This is a genomic window from Haladaptatus sp. ZSTT2 (assembly GCF_037081775.1).
Classification (GTDB): domain Archaea; phylum Halobacteriota; class Halobacteria; order Halobacteriales; family Halococcaceae; genus QDMS2.
The window spans coordinates 1,152,170-1,177,981 of record NZ_JBAMHQ010000001.1; the positions used below are offsets into that span (position 1 = coordinate 1,152,170).

28 protein-coding genes and 1 tRNA gene are annotated in these 25,812 nt (G+C 61.4%); 12 read left to right on the forward strand and 17 right to left on the reverse strand.

Annotation, left to right across the window (positions count from 1 at the left end; genetic code table 11):
• Window positions 1-89 precede the first annotated feature (89 nt).
• From V5N13_RS06395 to cofG, 5 genes are all read left to right on the forward strand, one after another.
• Entirely contained in the window at window positions 90-977 is an 888-nt protein-coding gene (locus V5N13_RS06395) for a complex I NDUFA9 subunit family protein (RefSeq protein WP_336360077.1), read from the forward strand.
• Window positions 978-1,146: 169 nt separating this feature from the next.
• Window positions 1,147-2,322 carry a tubulin/FtsZ family protein gene (locus tag V5N13_RS06400; RefSeq protein WP_332900027.1) on the forward strand — a complete coding sequence of 392 codons (1,176 nt, stop codon included), beginning with the start codon at window positions 1,147-1,149 and terminating at the stop codon, window positions 2,320-2,322.
• A complete protein-coding gene (locus V5N13_RS06405; protein WP_336360078.1) occupies window positions 2,291-3,070 on the forward strand; it encodes a hypothetical protein in 780 nt (259 codons plus the stop codon). The genes V5N13_RS06400 and V5N13_RS06405 overlap by 32 nt, the downstream gene beginning before the upstream one ends.
• Before the next feature lie 32 nt (window positions 3,071-3,102).
• Entirely contained in the window at window positions 3,103-3,705 is a 603-nt protein-coding gene (gene cofC, locus V5N13_RS06410) for a 2-phospho-L-lactate guanylyltransferase (protein ID WP_336360079.1), read from the forward strand.
• Between the two features lie 36 nt (window positions 3,706-3,741).
• Window positions 3,742-4,863 carry a 7,8-didemethyl-8-hydroxy-5-deazariboflavin synthase subunit CofG gene (gene cofG / locus V5N13_RS06415; RefSeq protein ID WP_336360080.1) on the forward strand — a complete coding sequence of 374 codons (1,122 nt, stop codon included), beginning with the start codon at window positions 3,742-3,744 and terminating at the stop codon, window positions 4,861-4,863.
• On the opposite strand, the gene cofH is transcribed toward cofG, so the two are convergent.
• The gene (cofH, locus tag V5N13_RS06420) at window positions 4,835-6,208 is read right to left on the reverse strand and encodes a 7,8-didemethyl-8-hydroxy-5-deazariboflavin synthase subunit CofH (protein WP_336360081.1); all 1,374 of its coding nucleotides are present in this window, start codon (window positions 6,206-6,208) and stop codon (window positions 4,835-4,837) included. The genes cofG and cofH overlap by 29 nt on opposite strands.
• A gap of 148 nt (window positions 6,209-6,356) precedes the next feature.
• On the opposite strand from cofH, the gene V5N13_RS06425 reads away from it, so the two are divergent.
• The 3 genes from V5N13_RS06425 to V5N13_RS06435 are packed head-to-tail and all read left to right on the forward strand — an operon-like array spanning window position 6,357 to window position 8,613.
• A complete protein-coding gene (locus tag V5N13_RS06425; RefSeq protein ID WP_336360082.1) occupies window positions 6,357-7,376 on the forward strand; it encodes a phosphoribosylaminoimidazolesuccinocarboxamide synthase in 1,020 nt (339 codons plus the stop codon).
• 37 nt (window positions 7,377-7,413) lie between these two features.
• Window positions 7,414-7,650, forward strand: coding sequence for a hypothetical protein (locus V5N13_RS06430; protein ID WP_336360083.1), 237 nt, complete (start codon window positions 7,414-7,416; stop codon window positions 7,648-7,650).
• A gap of 48 nt (window positions 7,651-7,698) precedes the next feature.
• Window positions 7,699-8,613 carry a hypothetical protein gene (locus V5N13_RS06435; protein ID WP_336360084.1) on the forward strand — a complete coding sequence of 305 codons (915 nt, stop codon included), beginning with the start codon at window positions 7,699-7,701 and terminating at the stop codon, window positions 8,611-8,613.
• A 1-nt stretch (window position 8,614) separates the two neighbouring features.
• On the opposite strand, the gene V5N13_RS06440 is transcribed toward V5N13_RS06435, so the two are convergent.
• The gene (locus tag V5N13_RS06440; protein WP_336360085.1) at window positions 8,615-9,562 is read right to left on the reverse strand and encodes a formyltetrahydrofolate deformylase; all 948 of its coding nucleotides are present in this window, start codon (window positions 9,560-9,562) and stop codon (window positions 8,615-8,617) included.
• Between the two features lie 159 nt (window positions 9,563-9,721).
• Here V5N13_RS06440 and purS point away from each other — a divergent pair, with 159 nt between their 5' ends.
• Window positions 9,722-9,973 carry a phosphoribosylformylglycinamidine synthase subunit PurS gene (gene purS / locus V5N13_RS06445; RefSeq protein ID WP_332900036.1) on the forward strand — a complete coding sequence of 84 codons (252 nt, stop codon included), beginning with the start codon at window positions 9,722-9,724 and terminating at the stop codon, window positions 9,971-9,973.
• The gene (gene purQ / locus V5N13_RS06450) at window positions 9,970-10,641 is read left to right on the forward strand and encodes a phosphoribosylformylglycinamidine synthase I (RefSeq protein WP_332900037.1); all 672 of its coding nucleotides are present in this window, start codon (window positions 9,970-9,972) and stop codon (window positions 10,639-10,641) included. Before purS ends, purQ begins: the two co-directional genes overlap by 4 nt.
• 336 nt (window positions 10,642-10,977) lie before the next feature.
• Here the strand turns inward: purQ and V5N13_RS06455 are convergent, their stop codons facing one another.
• Window positions 10,978-12,048 (reverse strand): archaeosine biosynthesis radical SAM protein RaSEA, encoded by a 1,071-nt coding sequence (locus tag V5N13_RS06455; RefSeq protein WP_336360086.1) that lies wholly within the window; start codon window positions 12,046-12,048, stop codon window positions 10,978-10,980.
• Between the two features lie 90 nt (window positions 12,049-12,138).
• Between V5N13_RS06455 and V5N13_RS06460 the strand changes: the two genes are divergently transcribed.
• Entirely contained in the window at window positions 12,139-13,392 is a 1,254-nt protein-coding gene (locus V5N13_RS06460) for an ArgE/DapE family deacylase (protein ID WP_336360087.1), read from the forward strand.
• Here V5N13_RS06460 and V5N13_RS06465 read toward each other — a convergent pair.
• Window positions 13,375-13,770, reverse strand: coding sequence for a VanZ family protein (locus V5N13_RS06465; protein ID WP_332900040.1), 396 nt, complete (start codon window positions 13,768-13,770; stop codon window positions 13,375-13,377). The two genes, V5N13_RS06460 and V5N13_RS06465, sit on opposite strands and share 18 nt — an antisense overlap.
• Before the next feature lie 144 nt (window positions 13,771-13,914).
• Here V5N13_RS06465 and V5N13_RS06470 point away from each other — a divergent pair, with 144 nt between their 5' ends.
• Window positions 13,915-15,852 carry an aldehyde ferredoxin oxidoreductase family protein gene (locus V5N13_RS06470; RefSeq protein WP_336360088.1) on the forward strand — a complete coding sequence of 646 codons (1,938 nt, stop codon included), beginning with the start codon at window positions 13,915-13,917 and terminating at the stop codon, window positions 15,850-15,852.
• A gap of 30 nt (window positions 15,853-15,882) precedes the next feature.
• On the opposite strand, the gene V5N13_RS06475 is transcribed toward V5N13_RS06470, so the two are convergent.
• The 13 genes from V5N13_RS06475 to V5N13_RS06535 form a co-directional block, all read right to left on the reverse strand.
• On the reverse strand, window positions 15,883-16,290 hold the full coding sequence (locus V5N13_RS06475; protein WP_336360089.1) for a hypothetical protein: 408 nt from the start codon (window positions 16,288-16,290) through the stop codon (window positions 15,883-15,885).
• 70 nt (window positions 16,291-16,360) lie between these two features.
• Complete coding sequence (locus V5N13_RS06480) at window positions 16,361-16,768, reverse strand: hypothetical protein (protein WP_336360090.1); 408 nt, start codon at window positions 16,766-16,768, stop codon at window positions 16,361-16,363.
• A 43-nt stretch (window positions 16,769-16,811) separates the two neighbouring features.
• Window positions 16,812-17,180: a hypothetical protein gene (locus V5N13_RS06485; RefSeq protein WP_336360091.1), complete on the reverse strand. Its 369-nt coding sequence runs from the start codon at window positions 17,178-17,180 to the stop codon at window positions 16,812-16,814.
• Complete coding sequence (locus V5N13_RS06490; protein WP_336360092.1) at window positions 17,181-17,438, reverse strand: hypothetical protein; 258 nt, start codon at window positions 17,436-17,438, stop codon at window positions 17,181-17,183.
• Window positions 17,438-17,719 carry a ubiquitin-like small modifier protein 1 gene (locus V5N13_RS06495; RefSeq protein ID WP_336360093.1) on the reverse strand — a complete coding sequence of 94 codons (282 nt, stop codon included), beginning with the start codon at window positions 17,717-17,719 and terminating at the stop codon, window positions 17,438-17,440. The genes V5N13_RS06490 and V5N13_RS06495 overlap by 1 nt, the downstream gene beginning before the upstream one ends.
• 38 nt (window positions 17,720-17,757) lie before the next feature.
• Window positions 17,758-18,144 (reverse strand): hypothetical protein, encoded by a 387-nt coding sequence (locus tag V5N13_RS06500; protein WP_332900046.1) that lies wholly within the window; start codon window positions 18,142-18,144, stop codon window positions 17,758-17,760.
• A 48-nt stretch (window positions 18,145-18,192) separates the two neighbouring features.
• Complete coding sequence (gene arcS, locus V5N13_RS06505) at window positions 18,193-19,944, reverse strand: archaeosine synthase subunit alpha (RefSeq protein ID WP_336360094.1); 1,752 nt, start codon at window positions 19,942-19,944, stop codon at window positions 18,193-18,195.
• Window positions 19,937-21,442, reverse strand: a complete 1,506-nt coding sequence (gene tgtA, locus V5N13_RS06510) for a tRNA guanosine(15) transglycosylase TgtA (protein WP_336360095.1) — start codon at window positions 21,440-21,442, stop codon at window positions 19,937-19,939. The genes arcS and tgtA overlap by 8 nt, the downstream gene beginning before the upstream one ends.
• A 52-nt stretch (window positions 21,443-21,494) precedes the next feature.
• Window positions 21,495-22,037 (reverse strand): NUDIX hydrolase, encoded by a 543-nt coding sequence (locus tag V5N13_RS06515; protein ID WP_336360096.1) that lies wholly within the window; start codon window positions 22,035-22,037, stop codon window positions 21,495-21,497.
• A gap of 30 nt (window positions 22,038-22,067) precedes the next feature.
• Window positions 22,068-22,859 (reverse strand): inositol monophosphatase family protein, encoded by a 792-nt coding sequence (locus V5N13_RS06520; protein WP_336360097.1) that lies wholly within the window; start codon window positions 22,857-22,859, stop codon window positions 22,068-22,070.
• A gap of 38 nt (window positions 22,860-22,897) precedes the next feature.
• Window positions 22,898-24,568 carry an ArnT family glycosyltransferase gene (locus V5N13_RS06525; RefSeq protein ID WP_336360098.1) on the reverse strand — a complete coding sequence of 557 codons (1,671 nt, stop codon included), beginning with the start codon at window positions 24,566-24,568 and terminating at the stop codon, window positions 22,898-22,900.
• A gap of 191 nt (window positions 24,569-24,759) precedes the next feature.
• Complete coding sequence (locus V5N13_RS06530) at window positions 24,760-25,476, reverse strand: hypothetical protein (RefSeq protein ID WP_336360099.1); 717 nt, start codon at window positions 25,474-25,476, stop codon at window positions 24,760-24,762.
• Between the two features lie 230 nt (window positions 25,477-25,706).
• A tRNA-Pro gene (locus tag V5N13_RS06535) sits at window positions 25,707-25,779 on the reverse strand.
• Window positions 25,780-25,812 lie beyond the last annotated feature (33 nt).

Consider the following 25,812-nt stretch of genomic DNA (forward strand, 5'->3'; position numbering starts at 1 on the left):
CCCGCGAGAAAAGGGTTCTCGAATGGCGTCCCGAGGAGCACGCTCAGTTAGGGACCACCCTTTTCACTGTCTCGCGCCTATCAACGAGTATGAACGTTCTCGTCACTGGTGGGACTGGCTTCGTCGGAACGCACCTGTGTGCCGAACTCGCTGCCCGCGGCCACGACGTCACCGCCCTCGCCCGATCGCCGGACGATACTGGCCTCCCCGACGGCGTCACCACGGCGGTCGGTGACGTCACCGACTACGCTTCCATCGAAGGCGCGTTCGAGGGCCAAGACGTGGTTGTCAACCTCGTCGCACTCTCGCCGCTGTTCAAGCCGAAAGGCGGGACCAGTCACGAGCGAGTCCATCTCGGTGGCACCGAGAACGTGGTGAAGGCCGCGAAGGCCCACGGTGTGCCAAAACTCGTCCAACAGAGCGCGCTCGGCGCAGACCCGAACGGGCCGACAGCGTACATCCGCGCGAAAGGCAGCGCAGAACAGGTCGTCAAAGACTCCGGGCTCGATTGGGTCATCTTCCGGCCGTCGGTCATCTTCGGTGACGGCGGTGAGTTCATCTCGTTTACGAAATCGCTCACGACGCCGGTCGTCACGGCCCTCCCGGGAGCCAACTCAGCGAAATTCCAGCCCATCTGGATCGACGATTTCACGCCGATGCTCGCGGACGCCGTCGAGGATGACGCGCACGTCGGACAAATCTACGAGATTGGCGGCCCAGAAGTGTTAACGCTCGGAGATGTTACCCGACTCATCTACCGGGCGAAGGGCAAATCGGTGGCCGTTGTCCCGGTGCCGATGGCGCTTGCGACGCTCGGGATGACGATGGCAGGTCCGCTCCCATTCGTCCCATTTGGGCCGGATCAGGCCCGCTCCCTGCGATTCGATAACACAACCTCGCAAAATGATATTAGCGCATTTGGTGTGAGCGAGCGTGAATTAACAACGCTCGAAACGTATCTGAGTGAAAACCAATAAATCGAGAGGTGTCCAGTAGAGTGTAGGATTATTCTGACTGCATTAATTCACTCCTAAATCGACAGACAGAGGCCCATTTTGGGTATGAAATTCTTTTTACAAGTACTTTCCGCATCACAAACTTTATATTATTGTTGCCACTGTATTCTCTGCAACGAATGGGCAAATTATGAAACTCGCGATGATAGGGTTCGGACAGGCAGGAGGTAAGATTGTAGACAAATTCCTGGAATACGACCAGCGAACGGGGAGCGGCATCGTCCGCGCCGCTGTCGCTGTGAACACGGCGAAAGCCGACCTGCTCGGACTCAAGAACATTCCACAAGAACAGCGCGTCCTCATCGGCCAAGCCCGCGTCAAAGGCCACGGCGTCGGGGCCGACAACGAACTCGGCGCAGAAGTCGCAGAAGAGGACATCGACGAAATCCAAGGTGCCATCGACAACATCCCCGTCCACGAGGTAGACGCCTTCCTCATCATCGCGGGTATGGGTGGCGGTACCGGCAGTGGTGGCGCACCAGTGCTCGCAAAGCACCTAAAGCGCATCTACACCGAACCCGTCTACGGCCTCGGCATCCTGCCGGGCGCAGACGAGGGTGGCATCTACACGCTGAACGCCGCTCGCTCGTTCCAGACGTTCGTCCGCGAGGTGGACAACCTCCTCGTATTCGACAACGACTCGTGGCGCAAGACCGGCGAGTCCGTCGAGAGCGGGTACAGCGAGATTAACGACGAAATCGTCCGCCGCTTTGGAATTCTCTTTGGCGCGGGCGAAGTCGAAGCCGGCGGCGAAGTTGCAGAGAGCGTCGTTGACTCCAGTGAAATCATCAACACGCTCGCTGGCGGTGGCGTCTCCACCGTGGGCTATGCGGCAGAAGAAGTCGAAAAGAAATCATCCGGTGGCTTGCTCTCGCGGTTCAAAGGCGGCAACAACGAACAGGTAGACACCGCCCACACCACCAACCGCATCACGAGCCTTGTCCGCAAGGCTGCCCTCGGCCGGCTCACGCTTCCGTGTGAAATCGAGGGCACCGAACGCGCACTGCTCGTCATGAGCGGCCCACCGCAACACCTGAACCGGAAAGGGATAGAGCGCGGGCGGAAATGGCTCGAAGAGCAGACCGGCAGCATGGAAGTCCGTGGTGGCGACTACCCTGTCTCTGAGTCGCGCTACGTCGCAGGCGTGATTCTCCTCTCTGGCGTGACGAACGTCCCACGCATCAAAGAGCTCCAGCAGATTGCCATCGAAGCACAGGACAATATCGAAGATATCCGCCGACAGTCTGAAGCAAACCTCCAATCCCTCGTCGAAGATGACTCTGATGAACTTGAGCCACTCTTTTAAACTCCTCCTCGTCGTATCGCTCGCAGTTTCGCTCGTGGCGGCTCCAGCGGCCGCCGTGTCCGTCGCAGAAAACGGCGTGCCACAGGAAGCCGAAGTCGGCTCCGAAGTCACCGCCACGTTCACGCTCACGGAACTCTACAAAGATTCGAGCAACGAGTGGACGCTCGCGGGCGAGACGGAGCTAGAAAACGTCTCGTGGACAGTCAAAAAGTTCGGCTTAGACGACAGCCAACTCGAAAAGAAGTCCTTCGGCGGATCTGCGTTCACGGCTGACGTCGCCGCAGACGACGACGTTACGCGCGTCGAAGTCACGGTGACGGGCACGGTTCCAGCCGTCGAGAACTTCACCTACAGCCCGAAAGAGACGTTCCAACTCGCAAGCCTCTCACGCCAGCAAGGCGACAACACGGAGGAACTGGAGAGCTGGGACGTCCACCACTACACGAAAGACAGCACGGAGGCTCGACAGGCAATCGCGAACGCAGAGAGCGCCATTGAGCAGGCAGGCGGTGACGAAGACGCAGAGAAACAAGTCACGCGTGCCATATCCTCGTACAACAACGGCAACTTCGAAAACGCGGCGGACATCGCCGCGGACGCAGAGGAGTCCGCTTCGTCAACGAAGCAGTCGAATGAGCGCAACGAACTGCTCCTCTACGGTGGCATCGGCGCGGTTGCCCTGCTCGCCGTGGTGGGTGGCGTCTTCTACTGGCGCTCCCAGCAGGACACCTACGACAAACTCCGATAATCGCTTGTACGCCGGGGGCACACCTAGAGGAAATGCGCGTCCTCGTGCCCTACGCGGAAGCAGAACCCAAAACGCGCCTTTCTCCACTTCTTTCAGCCACCGAGCGCCGCGCCTTCTCGCGCGCGATGCGCGATGACGTGCTTGCTGCCATCGAAGACGCCGGTGGTGAGCCAACCGTGCTCGCGCCCGAACCGCTCGACTGTGACGTGCCCGTCATCGTAGATGACCGCTCGCTCTCAGCGGCGGTGAACGCCCACCTCGAACCGAACACAGCCGTGGTGATGGCAGACCTCGCGCTCGCGACACCCGACGCCCTCTTGCGGTTGTTCGACGCACCGGGCGACGTGGTCATCGCGCCCGGACTCGGCGGTGGGACGAACGCGCTCGTCTCGCGCCATCCCGACTTTTTCGTCGACTACCACGGCGCGTCGTTTCGTGACCACCGCCAAATTATTCAAGAGATTGAAGCCGACCTGACCGTCCTCGACTCCTTTCGCCTCGCGGCGGACATAGACGAGGTAGCAGACCTCGCAGAGGTGTTGCTCCACGGCTCTGGGCGTGCCCACGACTGGCTCGTCAAGGCGGGTGTGCGCATTGACACGGGTTCAGGCCGCGTTTCGGTCTGCCGGGAGTGACAGCCTTTTTGTGCCAGACGCGAGAGTCGAAGACAGATGATTCCCGGGGCGAGCGAGTACGACATCGACATCGCGTTCGACGACCGTGCGGTGGAGCGACTGCTCGCCGTGACGCCGGCTGACGTCGATGCGGCCCCGGAGCTGAGCTTTGCGAAAAACGTCTTCCTCCCGCTCACGACCGCCTGCCGGTACACCTGCACCTACTGCACCTACTACGACGTGCCGGGACAGGCGACGCTCATGACGCCCGACCAGATACGCGAGCAGTGTCGCCTCGGCGCGGACGCCGGGTGTACAGAAGCCCTGTTTACGTTCGGTGACGACCCGGACGACCGCTACACCGAGATTCACGACCAGTTAGGCGAATGGGGCCACGACTCGATTCACAGCTATCTACGCGACGCCTGCGAAATCGCCCTCGACGAGGGCCTGCTTCCGCACTCGAATCCGGGCGACCAGACGCCCGCACAGATGGAACTCGTCGCCGACGTGAACGCGAGCATGGGTGTCATGCTCGAAACCACCGCCGAAGTGCAAGCCCACGGCGGGCCGCGGGCGAAATCGCCAGGACAGCGCCTCGCCACCCTGCGAACCGCCGGGGAACTCGGCGTCCCGTTCACGACGGGCATTCTGGTCGGCATCGGTGAGACGTGGCGCGACCGCGCCGAGAGCCTGCTCGCCATCCGCACGATGCACGAGCGCTACGGGCACATCCAAGAGGTCATCGTCCAGAACGTGAGTCCGAACGAACGCTGGCGGCAGGATGGCCCCTCGCTCGATACGATGCGCCGTGTGGTAGCCATGGCCCGCGTCTGCCTGCCCGAGGAGATTTCGGTGCAAGTCCCCCCGAACCTCGCGCCCGTCCGCGAGTTGCTGGACTGTGGCATCGACGATTTAGGCGGCGTCTCGCCGGTCACGGACGACTACATCAATCCGGATTACAAGTGGCCCGCACTCCGCGAACTGGAGGACATTGCGGGAGAGGCGGGTGTGCCCCTCAGAGAGCGATTGCCCGTTTACGAGCGCTTCCTCCCTGCCGAAAACGAGGCTGAGAATCATTGGCTCTCGGCACAGATTACGGAGGCGATTCGAGAGGAGAGCGCGGCGGGTGAGCGCTACCGGCGGGTGCTCAATCAGCCGTCGGCGTCTTCTTTGTGAACATCGGCGTGCCGTCCGCCTTGGGCCCTAACATCGGTCCGGCGGGGCGCACGTCGGGGTCGATGCGGCGTTTTTGGCGGTAATCGGTCGAGCGTTCGACCGGGACGCGCCCGATGCTCGTAATCATGTCCACGTACTCGTCGAAGGTACGGACTTCGCCATACTGACCACCCGCGCGCTTGGTGATCTCTTCTGAGAGAATCGTCCCCATGAAGTCGTTCGCCCCGGCGTTCAACATGGCGAGGCCGTGTTCGTCGCCGTACTTGACCCACGACGACTGGATGTTGTCGATGTTGTCGAGGTAGAGCCGAGAGACGGCAATCATGAGCAGGTCTTCTGCGCGACTCGCGCCCGAATCGACCATCCCCTTCTCTTTGAGCGGCGTGTTCTGATGGATAAAGGAGAGCGGGACGAACTCCGTGATGTTCCCGGTTCTCTCTTGGAGGGCGCGGATTTTTTCGAGGTGGAGAATCCGGTGCATCTCGTTTTCGACGTGGCCGTACATGATGGTCGCCGTGGTGTCGAGGCCGACGTTCGCGGCGGCTTCCATCGCGTCGAGCCAGCCTTGCGTGTCGATTTTTCCGGGGCAGATTGCCTCACGCACTTCGTCTACGAGGATTTCTGCGGCCGTTCCGGGGACGCTTGCGAGGCCCGCGTCTTTTAGCTCGCGGTAGATTTTCTCGTAGGTCCAGTCGGTTCCGCGGCTGGCGTGATACGCCTCTTCCGGCGTCATCGAGTGGAGGTGTGCGCCGTCTGCGCTCATCGCTGCCATCTGTTCGACGTAGGTGCCCGGAGAGACGTTGTAGGCTTCCGGCGGTTTGTAGTTGACTGGCTCCTCGGCGCTTGCGAGAATCTCGTGGTGTTCGTCGTTGAGCGCGAAGCCGGGGTGCAGCCCCGACACCGAACACACCTCGTAGATGCCCATTTCGAGGGCGTCACGGACGATTTCCCGCGATTCAGCGGGCGTTTTCGTGAACCCGCCCATCTCGCCTTGGTAGTCGGCTTCGAACTGCCCGGCCGGGTCTTTGAAGTTGCAGAACAGACAGCCGACGTTGCACGCTGTCGTGACGTTGTTGTTGAGGTTGGCGACGAAGGTCACGTCCTCGCCACACACGTCTGCCCGCCTGTGGTCTGCGGCTTCTAAGACGAGTTCCATCCGTTGGAGGTCGATGGTGTCTGTTTCCGTGCCCGTGGTCAGCAGTTCGACGCCGTCGGCGACGCCCAATCGCTCACCAGCGCGGGCTTTGGCGAGGGCGTTTTCGAACGACTGGTCCGTCTCAGGCAGCTGCTCAAAGTCAAAGAGCCCGCGCGGAACGTTCGTTCTCGTGGGGAAGGCGTCGGTCATATTCACAGGTCTTTCTCCGAGAGCATAATGCAGGGGGTTGCGGTAGGGCGCAGTGAATATGCGCGATTGTGCATATTTCACCACCCATTCGAGAGGAGTTGGACACGAGAGTGAAAGTTTCATTACGGACGCCCACACGGGTAGGAGTATGACGAGCGTCAAGGAGTTCCGTATCGCGGAGGCGGCCACGCCCGACTCACTCGGCCGAGGCGCGTTCTACTTCACCGACGACTATTCGGTGTTCGACTGGGGGAAGATGCCAGACCAGATTCCCGAGAAAGGCGCGAGCCTCTGTGCGATGGGCGCGTTCAACTTCGAGTTGCTCGAAGCCAACGGAATACCGACCCACTACCGCGGCGTCGTCGAAGACGGCGAAACGATTGCGCTCGCAGACGCCACCGAGCCACCGCGCGAAATGGCCATCGACCTCACGCAGGTTCCAGACCTCCCGAACGACGGGCGCACCTACGACTACGACGCCTACCACGACGCGGCGGGTGAAAACTACCTCATCCCGCTCGAAATCGTGTTCAGAAATACGGTGCCGATTGGGTCGAGCCTCAGGCACCGTACGGAACCCGCAGACCATGGCCTCGACTTCGCCGAGTGGCCGGACGAAGTCGTCTCCCTTGCAGAGCCAATCATCGAGTTCTCTACGAAATACGAGAAGGGCGACCGGTATCTCGACACCGAGGAAGCCGCCGAAATCGCAGGCGTCGCTGACCTTGATGCAATCGCACACGTGGCCCGTGACGTAAACCGCCTCGTGACCGAACAGGCCGCGAGCGCCGGACTCACCCACGAAGACGGGAAAATCGAGTGCCTCTATTTCGACGGCGAGATTCGCGTCGCGGACGTGGTCGGCACGTTCGACGAGAACCGCTTTAGCTACGACGGCCAGCAACTCTCGAAAGAGGTCATCCGCCAGTACCACAAGCGTACCCAACCCGAGTGGGTCGAAGCCGTAACTGAGGCGAAAGCAGAGGCAAAGCGCCGTGACATTGCCGACTGGAAGTCACTCTGTGACGTAGAACCAACCCCGCTCTCTGCCGACGTGCTCACCGTCGCACAGCACATGTACGCCGCAGGCACGAACGCGTACATCGACCGCGACCTCTTCGCCGCGCCGTCGCTCGCGGAAGCGGTTGCCGCCGTCCGCGACCTCTGAGGCCAACGTTTTTACGCCCGGTTTTTGTCCACCACCTATGGAGTGGCAGGCGTATCTCGACCGCATCGACACCGGCACGGGCGGTCGGTATCACACAGGCAACCTGGTGACCGACGCCACGGTGTTCGACGCCGTCGTCGCAGACCTGTGCGTCCCGTTAATGACTGCAGAAATCGACGCCGTTGCGGGTATCGACGCACTCGGCGCAGACGACAACAAGGTACTCAACGGACTGCGAGCCCGCTATGCGTTTCACGCGATACGCGACACCTGAATCTGCCAGAACGCTTTTGCCGTGGCTCCCCCGTCACAGCACACATCAATGAACCGCTCACGTCGGGAGTTTTTGCGGGTGGGGGCTGGGGGTATCGCGGCTGGTCTCTCGGGGTTCGCCGGCTGTCTCGACCGGTTGGATTCCCTCCCGGGAACCGACGAGGGAGACTACCGGACGTGGCTGCCCGCACCCGAAGCTGTCGGCGGTGAGCGCGCCTATCAGTTTTTCCGTGTCCGACCGGCGAAAACGCTAGAGTTCGAGGCGGCGCTCTCCGAAGACGCCGTCGAGAAACTGCTGGCGTACGGCTATGGCATGGAGCAGCTACTCGGCCTCGATGCGTCCGAGATCAACGAACTCATTGTTGGCCCGACATTCCGCGTCGGCCAGACATCGGTCGAGCAAGACGCCATCCGAAGTGATCTGTCTGCCAAACAGTTCAACGAGCAGGGAACCGTCGATTCGTTCAGTATCTTCACGAGCGAGCAAGCCGAAACCGCGGTGGGTGTCGCAGACGGCACCGTCATCAGCGCGAACACGGACGATGGGTCACCACAGAGTATCGTCGAGACCGTCGTCGAGACGCACGGTGACAGTGACGCACAGTATCAGACGGTGAACGAGGCGTTCGGGACGCTGAGCGAAGGTCTGAACAACGGTCACTTTCTCACCGGCACAGTCCACCAGCCCCACGAACAGACGGCTCCCGAGCAAGCACAGTTCGAGGGCGCGGTTGGCTGGGGTTTCTCTCGGACGTTCAAGAAGACGGAGAGTCCGGGCCAGTGGCTCATCGTCTTCGAGAGCGAAGCGGTTGCGGACGAACAGGCGGTCAAGGCGTGGGCCGACGCCTCGCTCGCGGACGTGAACACCGTCCAAGTCGCACAGGCCGGGCGAATCGTGCTCGTGACCGGAAAAGAGCCGACAGAGAAACTTTCGATTCGAGAGACGCTGCCGACGATCGAGTGAGTCAGTCGTCGGCGAGGATGTTTGCGAGGCCGTCTATGGGGCGGTCTGGGTTCGCGGCGTCTGCGGCTTCTGGAAGCCCGAGTTGGTAGCCCTCTGCCCCATCACGGAGGTTGGTGCGACCCCAGTGAACCGTCACGTCGTCGTTTAGGTGCAACTGGACGGCTTCGAGGAGTGCGTCGGCTTCGAGCGGCTGACCTTTGCGCTGTAAGTCTTCGACTTCGGCGTCGTCTGGCACCGAGAAGGCTCGCTGGGTGATGATTGGCCCCTGGTCTAAGTCGGTCGTGACGTAGTGGGCGGTCACACCCGCGACGCGGACGCCCTCTTCGATGGCCTGTCGGTAGGCGGCCGCGCCGGGGAACGACGGCAGCAGCGAGGGGTGGACGTTGATAATCCGGCCTTCATAGCGGAAGACGACGTTCGGTGAGAGGATACGGATGTATCGGGCGAGGACGATGAGGTCTGCGTCGTAGTCGTTGAGGAGTGAAAGAATAGCGTCCTCGTCGGGCGTCCCCTTCTCGTCGCCGATGTCGTAGAACGGGATGTCGTAGTAGTCGGCAAGCGGCTTCAGCGCGGCGTGATTGGCGATAATCACGGAGATGTCCGCGCCAAGGTCGCCGCTTGCCCACGCTTGGAGAAGCGCTTCGACGCAGTGGGATTCCTTCGTCGCGAGGACGGCAATCTGCTTGGTTTCGCGGTCTGCGGGGAAGCGCACTTTCACGTCCACGCCGAGTTCGTCGCCAAGCGCGTGGAGTTTCTCGCGCAGGTCGTCTTTGGTCGTGGTCATCTCCGCGGCATCGACGTGCATCGTCATGCGGAAGATGCCCTTCCTGACCGCCTGGTCTAAGTCTTCGATGTTGATGCCGTGGTCGAACAGCAACGACGTGACGCGGGCGATGAGCCCGGTTTTGTCGTCGCCAACGACCGTGAGTTCGGTGAGTTTGCGAGTCATCTAGCTACCTCGATGCGTCGATAAGAGACGCTCATTGCACAAAATCAACAGCGCCGAAGTATATGGGTATTGGTCACCGAACCCGAGTAGGTGTACAAAAACGTGTATAGACAAATCATTCCAAAAGGTCTTTTGCGCATGACCGCGCAACCTCAACCGATGACTGCCTACACCGCGACCGTCACTGTGCGGCTCAAGCAGGGTGTGCTTGACCCGGAAGCCGAGACGACCAAACGCGCCTTAGAGCGTCTTGGCTACGAACTCTCCGCGCTGCGCTCGACCGAGCGCTACGAGATTGACCTCGAAACGGCAGACGCAGACGGTGCCGAGGCACAGGCCGCGGAGATGGCAGAGCGCCTCCTCGCGAACCCCACCATCCACGACTACGCGGTTGAGGTGACCGAGCGGTGATTGCCATTGTCCAGTTCGGCGGGAGCAACTGCGACCGCGACGCCCTGCGCGCGTTTACCGAACTCGGACTGGACGCGCAACTCGTCTGGCACGAAGACGGCCTCCCCGCGGACACGACCGGAATCATGCTCCCCGGCGGCTTTTCGTACGGTGACTATCTCCGGGCTGGGGCGATGGCCTCGCGCTCGCCCATCATGGACGAGGTGAGGGCGGCGGCGGAAAACGACGTGCCCGTCCTCGGCGTGTGCAACGGCGCACAGATTGGCTGTGAGTCGGGGCTGACGCCGGGCATGTTCACGACGAACAAGAGCGCCCGCTTCCAGTGTGAACACGTCTATCTCCGGGTCGAAAATGCGGACACACCGTGGACGCGCGCCTACGACGAAGGCGAAGTGATTGAGTTGCCAATCGCGCACGGCGAAGGCCGCTTCGAAATCACGGACGAGGAACTCGCCGAGCTCGAAGCAGACGACCGCATTCTGTTCAAATACTGTGACGAGGATGGCAACGTTACTGAAAAGGCGAATCCGAACGGCTCAAAAGCGAATGTGGCAGGAGTTAGTGGGCTCAAGCCATCAGTCGCGGTACTGATGCCACACCCCGAACGCGCCTCGTTGCCAGACATTGGCAACACGGACGGACAGGGCGTGTTGTTGGGTTTCAACTAAGCGGAACACAGGGCAGCCACCCGTGCTCCAGGGAACGTTATGGCAGGACCTCCATCGGTCTATCCGTGGCGATCCATTGGTCAGAGTTCTCACCGTCTCGAATCTCGATCCAGCCGTTTGACCAGACGAGAAGTTCGTACCGCGTCGTAGCTTGTCCCATTTCCCCACACTCTTTCGGCACCCCGAACGAATACAGCGACCTACCCATGTCAACACCGTACCCTGTCGGCCGTGCCGTATGACACAGGAGGACAATGAGCGCCTTTGTTATAGGCTACCTGTCCCGTGCTAACGACTGTTTACAAAAGTGGTAGGACTTCCTTACTGATGGTTTATTCAGTTCGTGAGTGGCATATTGAAACTCGTCTCGTGCGCCATCACGAGTTCCCACGTCTCCTCGCAGTCACAGCTTACCTGGTCAAACACCGATGGGTCTTGACGCAGATCGAAGTCCTTGATGGCGAGCTGGACGCGGTCGTCACACTCCCCGCAGTTGTGCGCGCCGCGCTCTTGACCGTGACCGACCGGGTCTGAGACGACGATGGCGTCTACGTCTGCGGTTTCGCGCAGAATGTGGGCGACGCTCCAGAGCCACGGCGGGCGGTAGCCCGAGTTGTGAAACAGCTCATTGACCATCGTGTAGCGCTGGACGTTGGTCGGGTTCATCGAGACGGTGTGGGCGTACTCCGCACACCGCTCGATGGAGGAAATCATGTCTTCGACGGCCTCTGGTTCCGAGAGAAACGGCGGCTTGAACAGGAGGTAGGCTTTGATGCCCGCACCCGCGCGGTCTGCCTCCTCGCTCGCGGCGATGAAGTCCTCGAAGTCGAAGTACTTGTTCACGCAGTCGCGGCGCACGCGGTCGGTGGCGGTTTCGAGACCCACCGCGATGTCCGTGTTGAGGCCCACGTCAACGAAATCAGCCACGCGGTCTTCTTTGACGAAGTCTGGCAGACTCTCTAAGACGATGCGCTTTCTGTCTGCAAAGGTCTCTGCGATGGCCTTGCGGCTCTTTGCGGAGACTTCGCGTTCGTCTAAGAAGCTGCCGGAGGTGTAGATTTTGATGAGGTCTGCGGTCTCGTCTGCGCGTTCTTCCTCGTGGTCGAGACACACCTGAATCTGGTCCATCAACTGCTCGTGGGTGACGCTCCCGCCTTCGACGGATTCTGAGACGTAGCCACACATCGTACAGCCACCGGCGCGCGCCCAGCGACACCCGCCGGTGTTCAGGATGATGGTCAGCGACTGGTAGACGCCGTCGGGCGTGTTGTCCTCGTCAAGCCAGACGCGCGTGGGTTCGTGCGGGTCGTAGGTACGCTGTTTTTTCGCGCGAATCTCGCGCATCACCTTGTTGTGGGCGTCCATCCCGCGCCCCTGTTCGTACACGTCGGGGCCCTGCTTACTCATTACCCGGACTATCGGCCCCGGGGCTAAATCGGCTTCGTCTGCAACCGCCCTTCCGAACCTTTCTTTGAAAGGCGGCAAGTATGTCACCCAATGACCGCTCGGTTGGCTCTCGAATCTGACCTCCGCCAGTTCGTCTCCCGGCTCCTCCGCTTTGACACCACCGCCCCGAACGAGAAAACCGCCCAACAGTGGGTCGAAGATACCCTCGACTCGTGGGGATTTGAGACCTACACGTGGACGGCGGATGCAGAACGCCTCGCTTCTCACCCCTCATTCCCGGACGACCCCGCAGAACTCGATGTGGCAGCCCGCCCGAGCGTCGGCGGCGTCCTCGAATTCGGCGACCCCGACGCAGGCCCAACCGTCGTCTTGAACGGCCACGTCGACGTGGTTCCTGCAGAAGGCGAGTGGTCGTCAGATCCGTTCGAACCGACGTGGAACGACGAGCACCTCACCGCGCGCGGAGCCGCGGACATGAAGTCCGGCCTGTCTGCATGTATTTTCGCCGCGCGAACGCTGGCCGAGCGCGACACCGACCTGAACGGGCGCGTCGTCGTCGAAAGCGTCGTCGGCGAGGAAGAAGGCGGCATCGGCGCGGCCGCGGCCGCCCTCGACAACCCCTACCCCTTCTCCCGCGACATGGCGCTCATCGCAGAGCCGACCGAGTTGCGCCCCGTCCTCGCCGTCGAAGGCAGCGTGATGAAACGCCTCGAACTCGCCGGACGCTCCGCACACGCCGCCCGCCGCTGGCGCGGGGAGTCCGTTCTTCCGCACTTCGAAGCCATCCGTCGCGCCTTCGAGGACCTCGAAACGGAGCGCGCAGAACGCATCACGCATCCACTGTACGAGCGATTCGAGAACCCGTGGCCAACCTCGTTCGGAACTGTCCACGCCGGGTCGTGGGCTTCGACGGTTCCCTCAGAACTCACCGCGGAGGTCAGGATTGGCGTCGCGCCCGGCGAAACCGTCGCCGAGGTCGAAGCCGAGTACGACGAGCGCCTCGCTGAGGTGGTCGCAGAAAACGAGTGGCTGCGCGAACACCAACCCTCCTTCGAGCGCTTCTCGATTCAGTTCGAAGCCGGAGAGATTAGCGAAGACGAACCGATTCATCAAGCGTTGCAGGCGGCGATGGCCGAGGCTGGCCTGTCGAACCGCGAGCCAATCGGTGAAACCTACGGCGCAGACTCGCGCCACTACATCGAGGCTGGAATCCCGACCGTGCTGTTCGGGCCGGGAACCATCGACCAGGCCCACTTCCCCGACGAGACGATTGATTTCCGTGAGGTCGTCACCGCGACGAGCGTGATTGCAGACACCGTCTCGCGGTTACTGCAGGCGGAGTAGCCTGCGCCCGAGGAGCACCCACGCGAGGATTCCGATGGCCGCACCGACGGAGTTCGCGGCGATGTCCGTGAGGTCGAAACTCCGCGCTGGAAGCGGGTACTGGATGAACTCGATGGTGATGCCGTAGCCGAGCGCGAGGCAGAACGCGGCGAGGTTGCCATGGCGATATTTGTTGAGTACCATCGCGAGCACCCCGGCCTGTCCGGCGTAGGCGAGGGCGTGGAGCCACTTATCGAGGTGAACGAGGCCGAGTGGCCCCCACGCGTGAAGGCCAGACCCGCTTGGCGGTTTTATCACCGACATGAAAAGGATGACTCCGGCCACAGTGAGCGGAAGCACGTAGCGGGCTCGGCCGACTTCCAAACGGACTGGCTCCATTGAGAAGGGAAACCACAGCCAATGACAAAATACTGGTGCATTCACGCGCCCTGAACGCTTCTCGAAAGGTGTAACCGAATGTCGTTACGTTCTCGTAAAAACTACCAACACCTCTCAGTGCGTATGTAAGTGTGAGACGTTACCATGAGTGATATTGGCGGCTTTCAAGACCATGTTGCGAGGATTGACCTGTCATCTGGGTCAGTTGCTTACGAGGGGATAGACGAGGAGGATGCGCGCAAGTATATCGGTGCGCGCGGGCTCGGCGTCAAGTACGTGTTTGAACAGGGGCCGGACGTAGACCCGCTTGGCCCGGACAACCTACTGGCGTTCATGAACGGCCCGCTTACGGGCACACAGACCGTGATGAGCGGCCGAATCGCGGTCGTCACCAAATCACCGCTCACGAACACCGTCACCGACTCCCACCACGGCGGGTGGAGCGGCGCACGCCTGAAGTGGGCGGGCTTCGACGGTTTGCTGTTCGAGGGGAAAGCAGAGCACCCCGTGTACGCCGTCATCGAAGACGGTGAGGTCACGCTCAAAGACGCCTCCCACATGTGGGGCTGGGGCGTCCACGACACCATCGACGAACTCGAAGACGAGGTCAACGGCCAGCGCGGCAAGAACTTTAGCTGTATGGCCATCGGCCCCGGCGGCGAGAATCAGGTGCGCTACGCCTGCATCGTCAACGAAGACGACCGCGCGAGCGGCCGCGGTGGCACGGGCGCGGTCATGGGCTCGAAGAACCTGAAGGCAATCGTCATCAAATCGACGACGAAGATGCCAAAGCCGAAAAACCCGGAGACGTTCAAGAAGGGTCACCAACAGGCGATGCAGGTCATCCAAGAGTCAGACGTGACCGCCCCGAACGAAGGCGGTCTGTCGCTCTACGGGACGAACGTCCTGATGAACCTCACCGAGGAGATGGACGGCCTCCCAACGCGCAACGGGCGGTACACGAGTACCGCGAGCGAGGCGCGCGAAAGTCCAAGCGACCCGAACATCGACTCAGAGAAAGTGTCCGGTGAGAACGTCCGCGAGAACATCCTCGTCGACGAACCGACCTGCCACTCCTGTCCGGTCGCGTGTAAGAAGGAAGTCGAGGTGCAGGTCATGCACAAGGGCGACGAGATGAACGTCCGCATGGAGTCGTTCGAGTACGAATCGGCGTTCACACTCGGGCCGAACTCGATGAACGACGACCGCGACAAAGTTGCGGTCATGATAGACCAGTGTAACAACCTCGGACTCGACACCATCGAGACGGGCAACATGATTGCCATGGCGATGGAGATGACCGAGGAGGGCAAGTTCGACGGCAAATTCGAGGGCATCGAATGGGGCGACGCAGACGAGATGATTGACCTCATCGAGGACATCGCGGTGCGCGAGGGCGAGCTCGCAGACCTGCTCGCAGGCGGGGCAAACCACATCGCAGAGACGATGGACGCCCACGGCAACTCGCTCGCCGTCAAAGGCCAGACCATCCCGGCGTACGACCCACGATGCATGAAGGGCATGGGTATCGCCTACGCCACCTCGAACCGCGGAGCGTGCCACCTGCGCGCCTACACGCCGTCTGCTGAAATTCTCGGCCTCCCCGAGAAGGTAGACCCGTACGCGTGGGAGGGCAAAGGCGAACTCACGATGGCGTTCCAAGACCTCCACGCCATCTCCGACTCGTTCGACATCTGCAAGTTCAACGCCTTCGCGGAGGGCATCGAAGAGTACGTCCTCCAGTACAACGGGATGACCGGCTTCGACGTGACCGAAGACGAGTTGCTCGAAACCGGCGAGCGCATCTACAACTTAGAGCGCTACTACAACAACCTCGCAGGCTTCAAAGGCGAGGACGACTCGCTGCCCGGACGCTTCGTCGAAGGGCCAGACGCCATCCCCGGACAGGGTGCTTCTGAAGGCCAGCTCTGTGAACTCGACCAGATGAAAGAAGAGTACTACACGGCGCGTGGCTGGGTCGACGGCGTTGTCCCAGACGAGAAACTCGAAGACCTCGGCATCGACATCGGCCCCGGCACGGGCGTGAGTTCGTCTGGCGGCGCAGCACCCGCAGACGACTAACTCACTAGCATTCTTTTACTTCTCGCTGCCTCAGTAGATGACTCGCTGGCGCATGTCCCGACGGATTGCACCGAGCGCCGTTGCCGTGCCGACGAGTGCGATGAGCGATGGGCCGAACGTCGCCGGATTCAACCAGTCAAACGTCGAGTAGTACGAGAGATAGTAGTACTGGTCCTCATATTTTACCACCTCGGGGTAGTCGATGTCGTCTTCGACCGTCACGACTTCGCCACCTCTCACTCGTTCGAAAATCGACTGCTCGGCCGGAGCCAGCTCTTCGTAGTAGGCCGTGGGCTTGTGTGCCGACGGGACGTCTCGTGTTTCGACGTACTCGACGTGATAATCCATATCGGCAAACGGGAAGAACAGCGCCACACCGGCGAGCGCGACGCAGGCACCGACGAAGAGGAGGGTGAAATTAATCGTCGATTGCTTCATACTCACTGACAGGTGTGGCGCGTATATTCGTTCTTCGATACGACCGATTGTGGCAGCGCCGCGACGAACGTCAGTAGATGATTCGATTGTGCATACTGCGACGAACCGCCACGACAATCGCCCCCAAGCCAAGCAACGCCAGTGCGGCCGGCCCTGCGGTGTACAGACTCGTCCATTCGGCGGTCGAGTAGTACGAGAAGTAGTAGTACTGGCCGTCGTACTGCACGATGTCAGGGTAGGCGATGTCCTCGTCGTAGGTTGCGACGCCGCCGGCGACGGTCCGGTCGAACGCCTGTTGCTGGGTCGGGTTCAGGCGCTCGTAGGCCGCTGCAGTCTCTGAGGGACGGAGGGCGTCGTGTCGCTCGTCAAATTCGACGTGGTAATCGGTTTCTGCGACGGTGAAAAACAGCCCAATTCCCGCGAGTGCGACGCTCGTAGCGACGATGAGAAAGAACACGTCGGCAGTTTGTTGCTTCATAATTGCTGCTCAAACAACGGCGATAAAAGCTTTCTGCCGAGTGTTAAGCCGCTTCTTTTCCGATGACGATGCAGTCGCGGATGTCGAGGGCAGCGTCGAACTCAAAGCGGCGGTCTTCGCGTCGTCCGACGCGGAGCAGTTGTTCGTTGTGCGCGCGGCGGACGGCGTCCATCTCGCGGTCGTTCATGTCCACGCGGTGGGCGATGACCGCCCACTGCTCGTGGCCAACGAAAAAGAAACAGGCCTCCTCGGTCTCGAACACAAGTTCGAAGCGGTCTCGAAACTCGTCGAGTTTCGGCCCAATCTGCGCCTGGACGCGGTCTACCAGCGGGGCGAGGTTGTGGGCGGGGACGCTCGCTTTCGCGCCCGCGATGAGCAACACCTGTCCTTCGATTGGGTCGCCGTTTGCCATCTACCCACCTGCACGCATCGCTTTCTGCGAGAAGCGCTCGATCAGCTCCTCAAGGACGGATTCGTCGCCAGAGAAAACCACGGTCACTTCGGTCAGTTCGAGCGACGGGCCAATACTGACTTTCTCACTCGAAACGTGTGCGGTCCAGTCGGCGGCGACGATCGTCGCGTCGTCGTCGCCGGGTTCGCCGCCGAGATTCTGCAGATAGTGTTTGGCGAGGCGTTCTGAGATACCGCGAAACGATTTTTCGCGTTGCATCAGCCACCTGCAACCGGCGGGAAGACGCTCAGTCGGTCGCCCGCTTCGAGTTCGGTGGCGATGCCCTTCATGTGGAGCACTTCCCGGCCGTTTTTGAGGACGCTGAGCTGTGGGCGGATGTTTCCGTCGCCGTCTAAGAGACTGCCGGAGAGGCCGTCAAACTCGGCTTCGAGCGATTCGAGCACTTCGCCGACGGTCACGTCGTCGCCGAAGTCGCGTTCGATGATTTTCGACCCGACGGCTTCTCTGAAGGTGGCGAAGAATCGGAGTTCGACCTGCATTACCCACAGACAGTGGCGCAAGCAGTATAAATATGGACCTACCGGCCACCGAACCGAATCCCGTCTTCGACAATGCGGGCGTTTCGCTCTCGGTCAAGTTCGGCGGCGAGGGCGTCGTGGTCGTACAGTTGTGTGATGAGCGACGCCTGGAGGTTGCGCCACGCGATGGCGTAGATGGGTGACTGGCCCCACGCGCGGAGTTCGGGGACGAAGTCGTCGTATTTCTCCAGTCGGGCTTCCATGCGGTCGATTGCTTCGAGGACGAAGCGCGCAGCCTCTGCGTCGTCTTCTGCCTCGGCTATCGCGCGATTGATGCTCGACTCCCAGCCTTCGACGGCGCGTTCCATGTCTTTGGCCGCGTTCTGGCCGTCTTCGGGGAGCGATTCGACGATCTGTGCGGGCAGGGCGAGTGACACGTCGTCCATGGGGGTACGTAGCCCGGACGACGGAAAAGTGGGCGGGTTGGTGTGGTGTTAGACTTCTTCGACGTGGCGAATCTGCACCGCGATGCCGCGCGTACTCGTCTCCATCTCGCGGCCGCTCATCTTGGCGACGCCGACGGCGAACGCCTGTGGCCCCTGAACCACTACGTCGTCGCCGACGCGGATGTCGTCGCTCGCGGTGACGACGCCCGGCGCGAGCACCGACCCTTGGGGCACGAAGTTGTCGATTTCGACGGTTTTGGTCGGGACGTCGCTTTCGAGCCAGTGGCGTGCGCCTTCGAGGGTAAAGGAGAGCGTTCCGTAGAGGGGCACCATCGCGGCCAACTGCGTGCCGTCAGAGGTGTGGGCCCGGAGTTTCGGATACCGGCCCTGAATCGAGAGGTCGGGGAACAGTTCGTCGCCCGCGCCGTCACCGAACTGGTAGTCTGCGAGCGCGCGAAGCGTGTTGTGCTGGCGTTCGCTTTTCAGGTACTTCGATTCACCCTCCAACGTCTGCATGAGGTTGCCGATGGATTCGGGCGTCGTCGGGTGATCTTCGACGGTGTACTCGATATCCAAGTCGAGTGAGTCTTCGACGCGTTCGACGATGTCGCGGTATCCCTTCTCCGGGACGTGGGCGATGATGCGCGGGTAGTCGTTGCGTTCGAGATACCGCTTCAGCACTGCTGCGACGAACTGTTTTTCGTCCTCGGACCAGTGGCCTGTGACCACCGAATCGTAGTGCTGGGCGGGGTAAGTGGTTTCGAGTTCCTGGGGCACCACGCCAATCGGCGAGGTCATCGAGACGAGGTGGGCGCGAAACTGAATCGCGTCGTGGTACTGGCCGTGGCTCTGGGATTCGCTGTACGGCTTGCGGGCAGAACATGGCACGAGCACGAGCGGGTTGTCGAAGCGGTTTTTATAGCGACTCGTCACGCGGTCTGCAAACCGCTGAATTTCGACACGCTTCAGCGAGTCTTCGGTCGCCGCGAGCAGTTCGGTGCGCCGAAAGAGTGGCGTGTGCGACTCCATGTAGGCGTACTCCTGGTCGAATCGACGGAACGCAGAGGTGAGCCACGCCTCGTGGCGGGCTTGGCCTTCGATGTAGTCGCGCAGGCGGCCGCGGCGGATGCGTTGACGGACGATGCCCAACTGGGCGCGAAGCGCGTTCACGTTGTGTTCGGCACAGTCTGCGCGCGTGAATTCAGAGAGTGGTTTCTGACAGGCCGCACACGCACACGGGAGTTCTTCTAAGTCCTCAAGGAAGTGCTGGCCGTCGGTGGTAAGATAGAACCCTTGGGTGCCCTTGATGCGCGCTTGGGTGGCGTCCACGAGGTCAACCCCGGCGTAGACGAGCGTGGCGACGTTCGCGGGTGTGGCGACTCCCGACAGCATGAGCGCGGTGTCGGCGGGCGTCGCTTCCTTCATCGCGATGATAGCGTCCACGAAGGCGGCGGCGTGGCCGATGACGCGTTGGGCTTCAGAGAGCACGTACACGTCAGCGCCGAAGTCGTCCACCGAGTACTGGGAGACGACGGCTGCACTCGGGAAGTCCACGTTCGGGTACTCAGGACCAAAGGAGTCTGCGACTTCCGGCGCGGTGCCGCCGGGAAGCCCTCGGTACGGGAGAATCGTCACTTTCGACGGGTCGCCTTCGGGGAGGTCGCGCTCTTTTGGCCAGCGACTTCCCGCATCGACCACCACGTCGTCTGCGAGCGTCGGCGTCGTCACCGACTCGGTGAGGCGAAGTTCACCGACGCGGGCGGCCCCATCCCGGTGGTGTACCTCGAAGTACTCAGTCATGGTTTTCCTCGGTCTCGTTGGCGTTTTTGTCCATCGATTCTAAGTCAACAATCTCGACACCGTCGGGGATTCCAGCGACGATATCCGCGGGCCAGCCCTTGTGGGCGACCGTGAATTCGGTCTCCGGATTCGCCGCGACGAGTTTCTGAACGCCGACGACGGCTTGGCGATACGCTTCGTCGTCGATGCGTGTTGGTACTTCTGCGGTGAGTGGGTACGTCTCGCGCAACGCCATCGGGAACGGACCAAACGGCGGGAGCAGCCGCCACGACTCGTCGTAGTTGTCTGAGGAACCAGCTTCGGTGAGGAGGACGTGGCCCTCAGGTGACAGCCGAGAGAGGCGCTTGTGGTGGCGTACGACTTCTGGACGGTACGCACTCTCACCGGAGAGGTAGAAGAAGGCGTCTTTGCTCGACGGGTCGGATTCTTCGAGGAGGTCTTCGTGGGCAAGCATGGCGCGGTAGCCGTCGAGCATTGCAGGATGCGAACGGGCGCGCGTCTCGACCAGTTCCATCAGCGTCCCGCGGCGGATGGCCTGCTTGATGGTGCGAATCTCCTCGAAGGAGACGTGCAAGTTGTGTTCTGCGAGCAGGCGTTCGCGTTCCTTGTTCGAAACCTGTTCAAGGTCTTCAGGCGTGTGTTCGGCACAGACTGGACACGAACACGGGAAGTAATCGAGTTCGTCGAAGTGCTTGGTCCCCCGCACTGTGAGATAGCGGCCGTCGCGGGCGTAGAGCGCGTAGGCCGCAGAGTCGAAGAGGTCACAGCCGAGGGCGACGGCGAGGGCGAACATCATCGGGTGGCCCGCACCAAAGAGGTGGACTGGTGCATCTGCTCCGAGGCCGTCTTTCGCCGCAGCGACGGCATCGACCATATCGTCGAACCGATAACCGTTCATGAGTGGAACGACCGCCCCAACCGGGAACACGTCGAGTGAGGTGCTGTATGCGTGTTCTGCGGCGGCTTTCCGGAGGTCGGGATACGTCGAGCCTTGGACGGGCGCGTTCACGAGCATGTCGCCAACGTCCACCGTCTCGGCAAATTCGAGTCGTGCTTGGGTGGTAGCGAGTTCCTCTTCTGCCTGCTCGCGGGGCACGTCGGGGGGCGTCGGGATGTCAACTGGCGTCCCGATGTCCGAGCCGATGTCGTGTTGGAACTGGAGGATTTCCTCAGTATCGACGCTGATTTCGCCGTATTCTGCGAGTTGGAACGACCCCGAATCGGTCATAATCGCGCCGTCGAAGTCGAGCAGCTCGTGGAGCCCCACGTCGAGGGCCTGCTCGCGCACGTCGTCGCTCTTGTAGATGATGTAGCTGTTCGTGATGAGAATCTCCGCACCGAACTCAGAAGCGAGTCGGGACGGAGCCACCGTCTGGCGGTTCGGGTTCACCACGGGGAGGAGCGCCGGCGTCTCCACCGTGACGCCCGCCCGGGGAACCGAAAGCCGCCCGATGCGGCCCGCGGCGTCTGTATCGCGGACCTCGAAGCTGTCGCGCATTGTCCGAAACTTCGACGGAACAGGGATACACATTCCGTTCTCAGAGCGCGACTCAGGCGAAGCGTTCGTAGTAGAGCGTCCCAAGCACCGCCCGCCCGTCCCGGATTTCGCCCGATTCGATGGCCGCGAGGAGGTCGTCGTAGGACTCGATGACGACGCGAATCGACTCGTTGAAGTCGAGATTCTGCTCGCTCGCAGGGTGACAGTCGTAGGCGACGAAGTAGTGATGCACCGCGTTCGCGATACCGTTTACCGGTTCGACGGTGGTCAGGTGGTCGACACGGGCAGCTTCGTGGCCCGTCTCCTCTTCGAGTTCACGGTGGGCGGCGGCCGCCGGGTCATCGTCTTCTGGTTCCATCGTACCCGCCGGAAGCCCACGATTCACGCGCTTTACCGCCTGTCGCCATTCCTCGATGAGCACCACATCGCCGTCCGGGGTAAACGGGAGGATAACGACGGCGGGCGGCTCTGAGAGGTAGTCGAAGTCCGACTCCGTCCCATCAGGAAGGCGTACGTCCTCGTGGGTGACGTCGAAGCCGGGGCAGGTGTAGGCGGTTTCTGTGGCGAGCGTTTCCCATTCGAGTGGGTCGGTCATTGCTCGCTCTTCGTCGAGTGCGGTGAAAAATCAGGGGATAATCGAGAGGAGGGTGTCGTGAACCTTGCCGTTCGAGGCGACCACTCCCTCTGAGTCCCATCTCCAAGGATTGCCGTCGATGTCGGTCACCGTCCCACCGGCTTGCCGGACGAGGTGAACGCCCGCGACGGTGTCCCACGGCGAGAGCCTGACCGCGGAGACCGCGCCGTCTAACTCGCCCGCCGCGACCATCGCAAGCGAGACTTGGCCGGTGCCAAATCGCCGGAGGTCACCGAAGGCTTCGAGCAGGTTGCGAGACACCTCCGCGAACAGCGGGCGGTGTTGGGGCTGGAGGCCGAAGGTGAGCGAGACGGTACACAACTCGGGGTCGTCGCGGTCGCTCACCGTCACTGGCTCGTTGTCTCTGAGCGTCGTGTCCCCAGCAACGTACTCGTCACCGAGGGCGGGCAGGCGCGTGATGGCGGCCTGTGGGTCGCCGTCTTCGACGTAGGCGATGCAGGTCGCCCAGACGCGATTGCCATGGGTGAAGTTGTTCGTCCCGTCGATGGGGTCGATTACCCACGCGGGACCTGTGTCAGGTATCTCTTTCAGTTGGTCGCCTTCTTCCCCGACAATCGTGTGGTCGGGAAACGAATCGCGGATGACCTCGACGACGCGATTCTGGGCGTCTACGTCCGCCTGCGTCACGGGGTCCATCTTGCTCGCCTTTGGGGTGATAGAAAGGGGCGTCCGGAACGCAGAGAGGGCAACGTTGCCGCCTGCGGTCGCGGCCTCGCGGGCGACCGAGAGCACGCGGTCTACATCGGGTGGCGTAGCTGTCACGTCATCCACGACAACACCAATCGGTAAAAACGCACGCCCTACGCCGCGGTTCCCGCGGCAGACTCGTCTGAGTTATCGGTCGTCTGTGAGTGGGATTGTGCGACCTTGTAGATGAGCACGCCCTCGTTCTCGTAAACGAGGTCGTAGCGCGGAGCTTCGTACAGCGAGTCTTGCATCCCGAGGTCCGTGTGGCGTTCTTTCCCGCGAACCGTGTAGTCGCCTTTCGGGACGTAGAGGTAGTCAGGCTGGCGCTCACCGAAGGCAAGCAATTGCGTGACACAGCTTGCGCTGCCACAGTTCGAGATGGCCTTGTAATATTCGACCTCCCAGTAGTAGGTGTGTGAGGTCGTCCATTCAACCCCCCACGGCCCGACAATGATGGTCCTCTCGGTGAACAGGGGTACCCACTCTGCGGTGTCGCCCATCACGACGAACGTGGCATCCTGTGGCGTGTTCGACTGCATCCACTGCATGGCATCGCGGTCGTGGTCGTCCATCGTTGCTGGTTGGGCTGCGCTGTGATCATACTCCGTCTGGAGCGTGCTCGTGGCGAAGGCGACGCCCGTCCCAACCGCGGTGAGCATGACAAGCACGACGAGCGCGAGCGACACACCGCGATAGAGGTCGCCGCGCGACGTGCGCTCGGTGAGGAACGTTTTGACCGCGGGCAACACGCCATCGTAGACGAGGAAGGCAACGAGCATCGCGCCACCGACGAACAGGAAGCGGTCTTTCCCGATGAGGTAGCTCGCGCCAATCGCCCAGATGGCGAGGAAATACCGCTTTTTCCAGAGCGCGTAGCCCGCGGCGACGAACACGGCGAGGTAGAACACCGATATGATGTCCTTCTCTTTGATCGGGATGATGAACTGCCGGTAGATGCGGTGCCAGCCACCGCCGAGACCGTGGTGGGTGCCAGACGCCTGCAGGAAAATTTCTGGCCCGTGGGTGGCGAAAATCTGGAGCCACCACGGCGCGGCGATAAGGATGCCACCGCCCGCGACGATGGCACCGTACACGAGCCCGTAGAACGACCGGTCGAACACGGCGTAGGCAAGCAGGTAGCTAAAGGCGAAAAAGACGGTGTACGTCGGGTGGGTGAGCACTTGGATGCCGAACAGCGCCATCCCGGGCACAATCCACCGACGGTCGCCCGTCTGGAACAGCCGAATCCCGGTATATGCTCCAACCAGCGCAATCGTGAACGCTGGAGCGCGGACGATGCCGCCGGCCGAAAGGTGCCACCGGAGCACCGCTGGCGCACCCGCGAAGATGATGGCCGCGAGACCAGCCTGTCGTTTCGAGTCGAGTAGGTGGCGCGCGAGGAAGTAGTACGGCACCATCAGGAGCGTCACGACCGCCCCGGGGATGAAGCGCGTGAGCGTGATGGCACCGACGCCGAACAGGTCACGAATCACCGCGTAGACGTAGAACATGAACGGCGGATACGCGAACGGGACCCCCGCCGCGGTGTACCCCGGAATGCGTTCGGGGAGCGCGTAGCCGTTTGCGACAATCGCATCGGAGATGGCGATGTACAACCCGCCGACATAGGCCGGGTACTGGTGAGTCGCGAGGTAGGACACGTAGACTGTGGCCGCTGCGAAGACAGCGAGAGTTAGCCACATTACGTCTGTCCACGTCACTGTGTGGTGACGCCAGTCTGGAAGCAGCGAGTGACGGGTGCGCGAGCGAGGCGGTGTTGACATGGCTAACTCGTCACCCCACGTGAGCGTACGACAAGGAGGGGGGAGGCGTGGGGGCGACGAAGACCACTCTGGGCGAACAGAGTCATTGGATATGTACAATCAAAGAAAGGGCATTATTATGGGTGACGTAAGGACAGAATTTTGAGTGGTCAATCCGGCGTTATCTAGCGATTTCACCCACAGTCACGCCATTATAGTTCGACGTGTGAAAGGTTTGCATTAAGCTCGTCTACGTACTCATTGAACGCCTCGATAAACCCCCGGAAACCCTCTGCGTGGCGCTTTACGTCCGGGGCAGACGGCGGTTCGTACTGTGAGACGAGATACACCCCGCCTTCGCCACCGACGCGAAGGTACGACGCCCGGTCGCCCTCCCACTTCAACTCCCAGCGCTTTCCTGAAACCGTGGTTTTCCACGCGCCGTAGTCCGTCCCGTTGAATCGGTGGAGCTGGGCGGAAATCGCATCCGCCGTCTCTCGAATCGTCCGTACGAGACGATTGCGCTCTTCGACGACCGACGCCGTGGACGCAACCTCGGGGAAGTCCGTGTCAACCTCGTCAAGAATGCCCTCGAACGACGCGACGTGGTCGTTGAACGCCCGGACGAACGCGCCGTAGTCCTCCATCGCCAGCGCGAGGTCGTCGGGCGCGGGTGGCTGTTTCGTCGACACGACGTAGATGTCGCCCTTCTTGCCCGAGTATCGCAGATAGTCGAGGTTGCCCGCTTCGTACTTGACCGTCCAGTCACCGTTGCTCGTCGAAAACGTCTCTTGGCCGTAGTCGCCGCCTTTCAGCAAGGCGAGTTCCCGCGCAATCGTCCCCGCGTGTTCGTACACCGCACTGACGAGTTCGTCTCGCTCCGCTGCAACATCTTCTGCCTCTGTGATTTCCTCGTCGAGTCCGTCCATTGGCGACAGTTGGGCGCTTTCGCGTAAAAGGCGTTGGTAAGGGTGGAGTGGAAGTGTAGGGGTTGAGTCGAAACCACTCACAATGAGTTGTGTGTTGGTCGAATCTACTCCATAATACAGATTCGAACCACGCCCAGACGTGCTCGCTTCGCTGCGCGCGACTGGTCTCGTTCGAACTGCTCGGTGTCATTTCAACACGCGCCGCTCGAAGTGAGCGGCGCGATGGAAAATGGGCCAGCGCAGATTCGAACTGCGGTTACGGCCACCCGAAGGCCGAAGGATACCAGGCTACCCCACTGGCCCGCATCTACGTTTGATGCTCGCCCACCTGTTAAT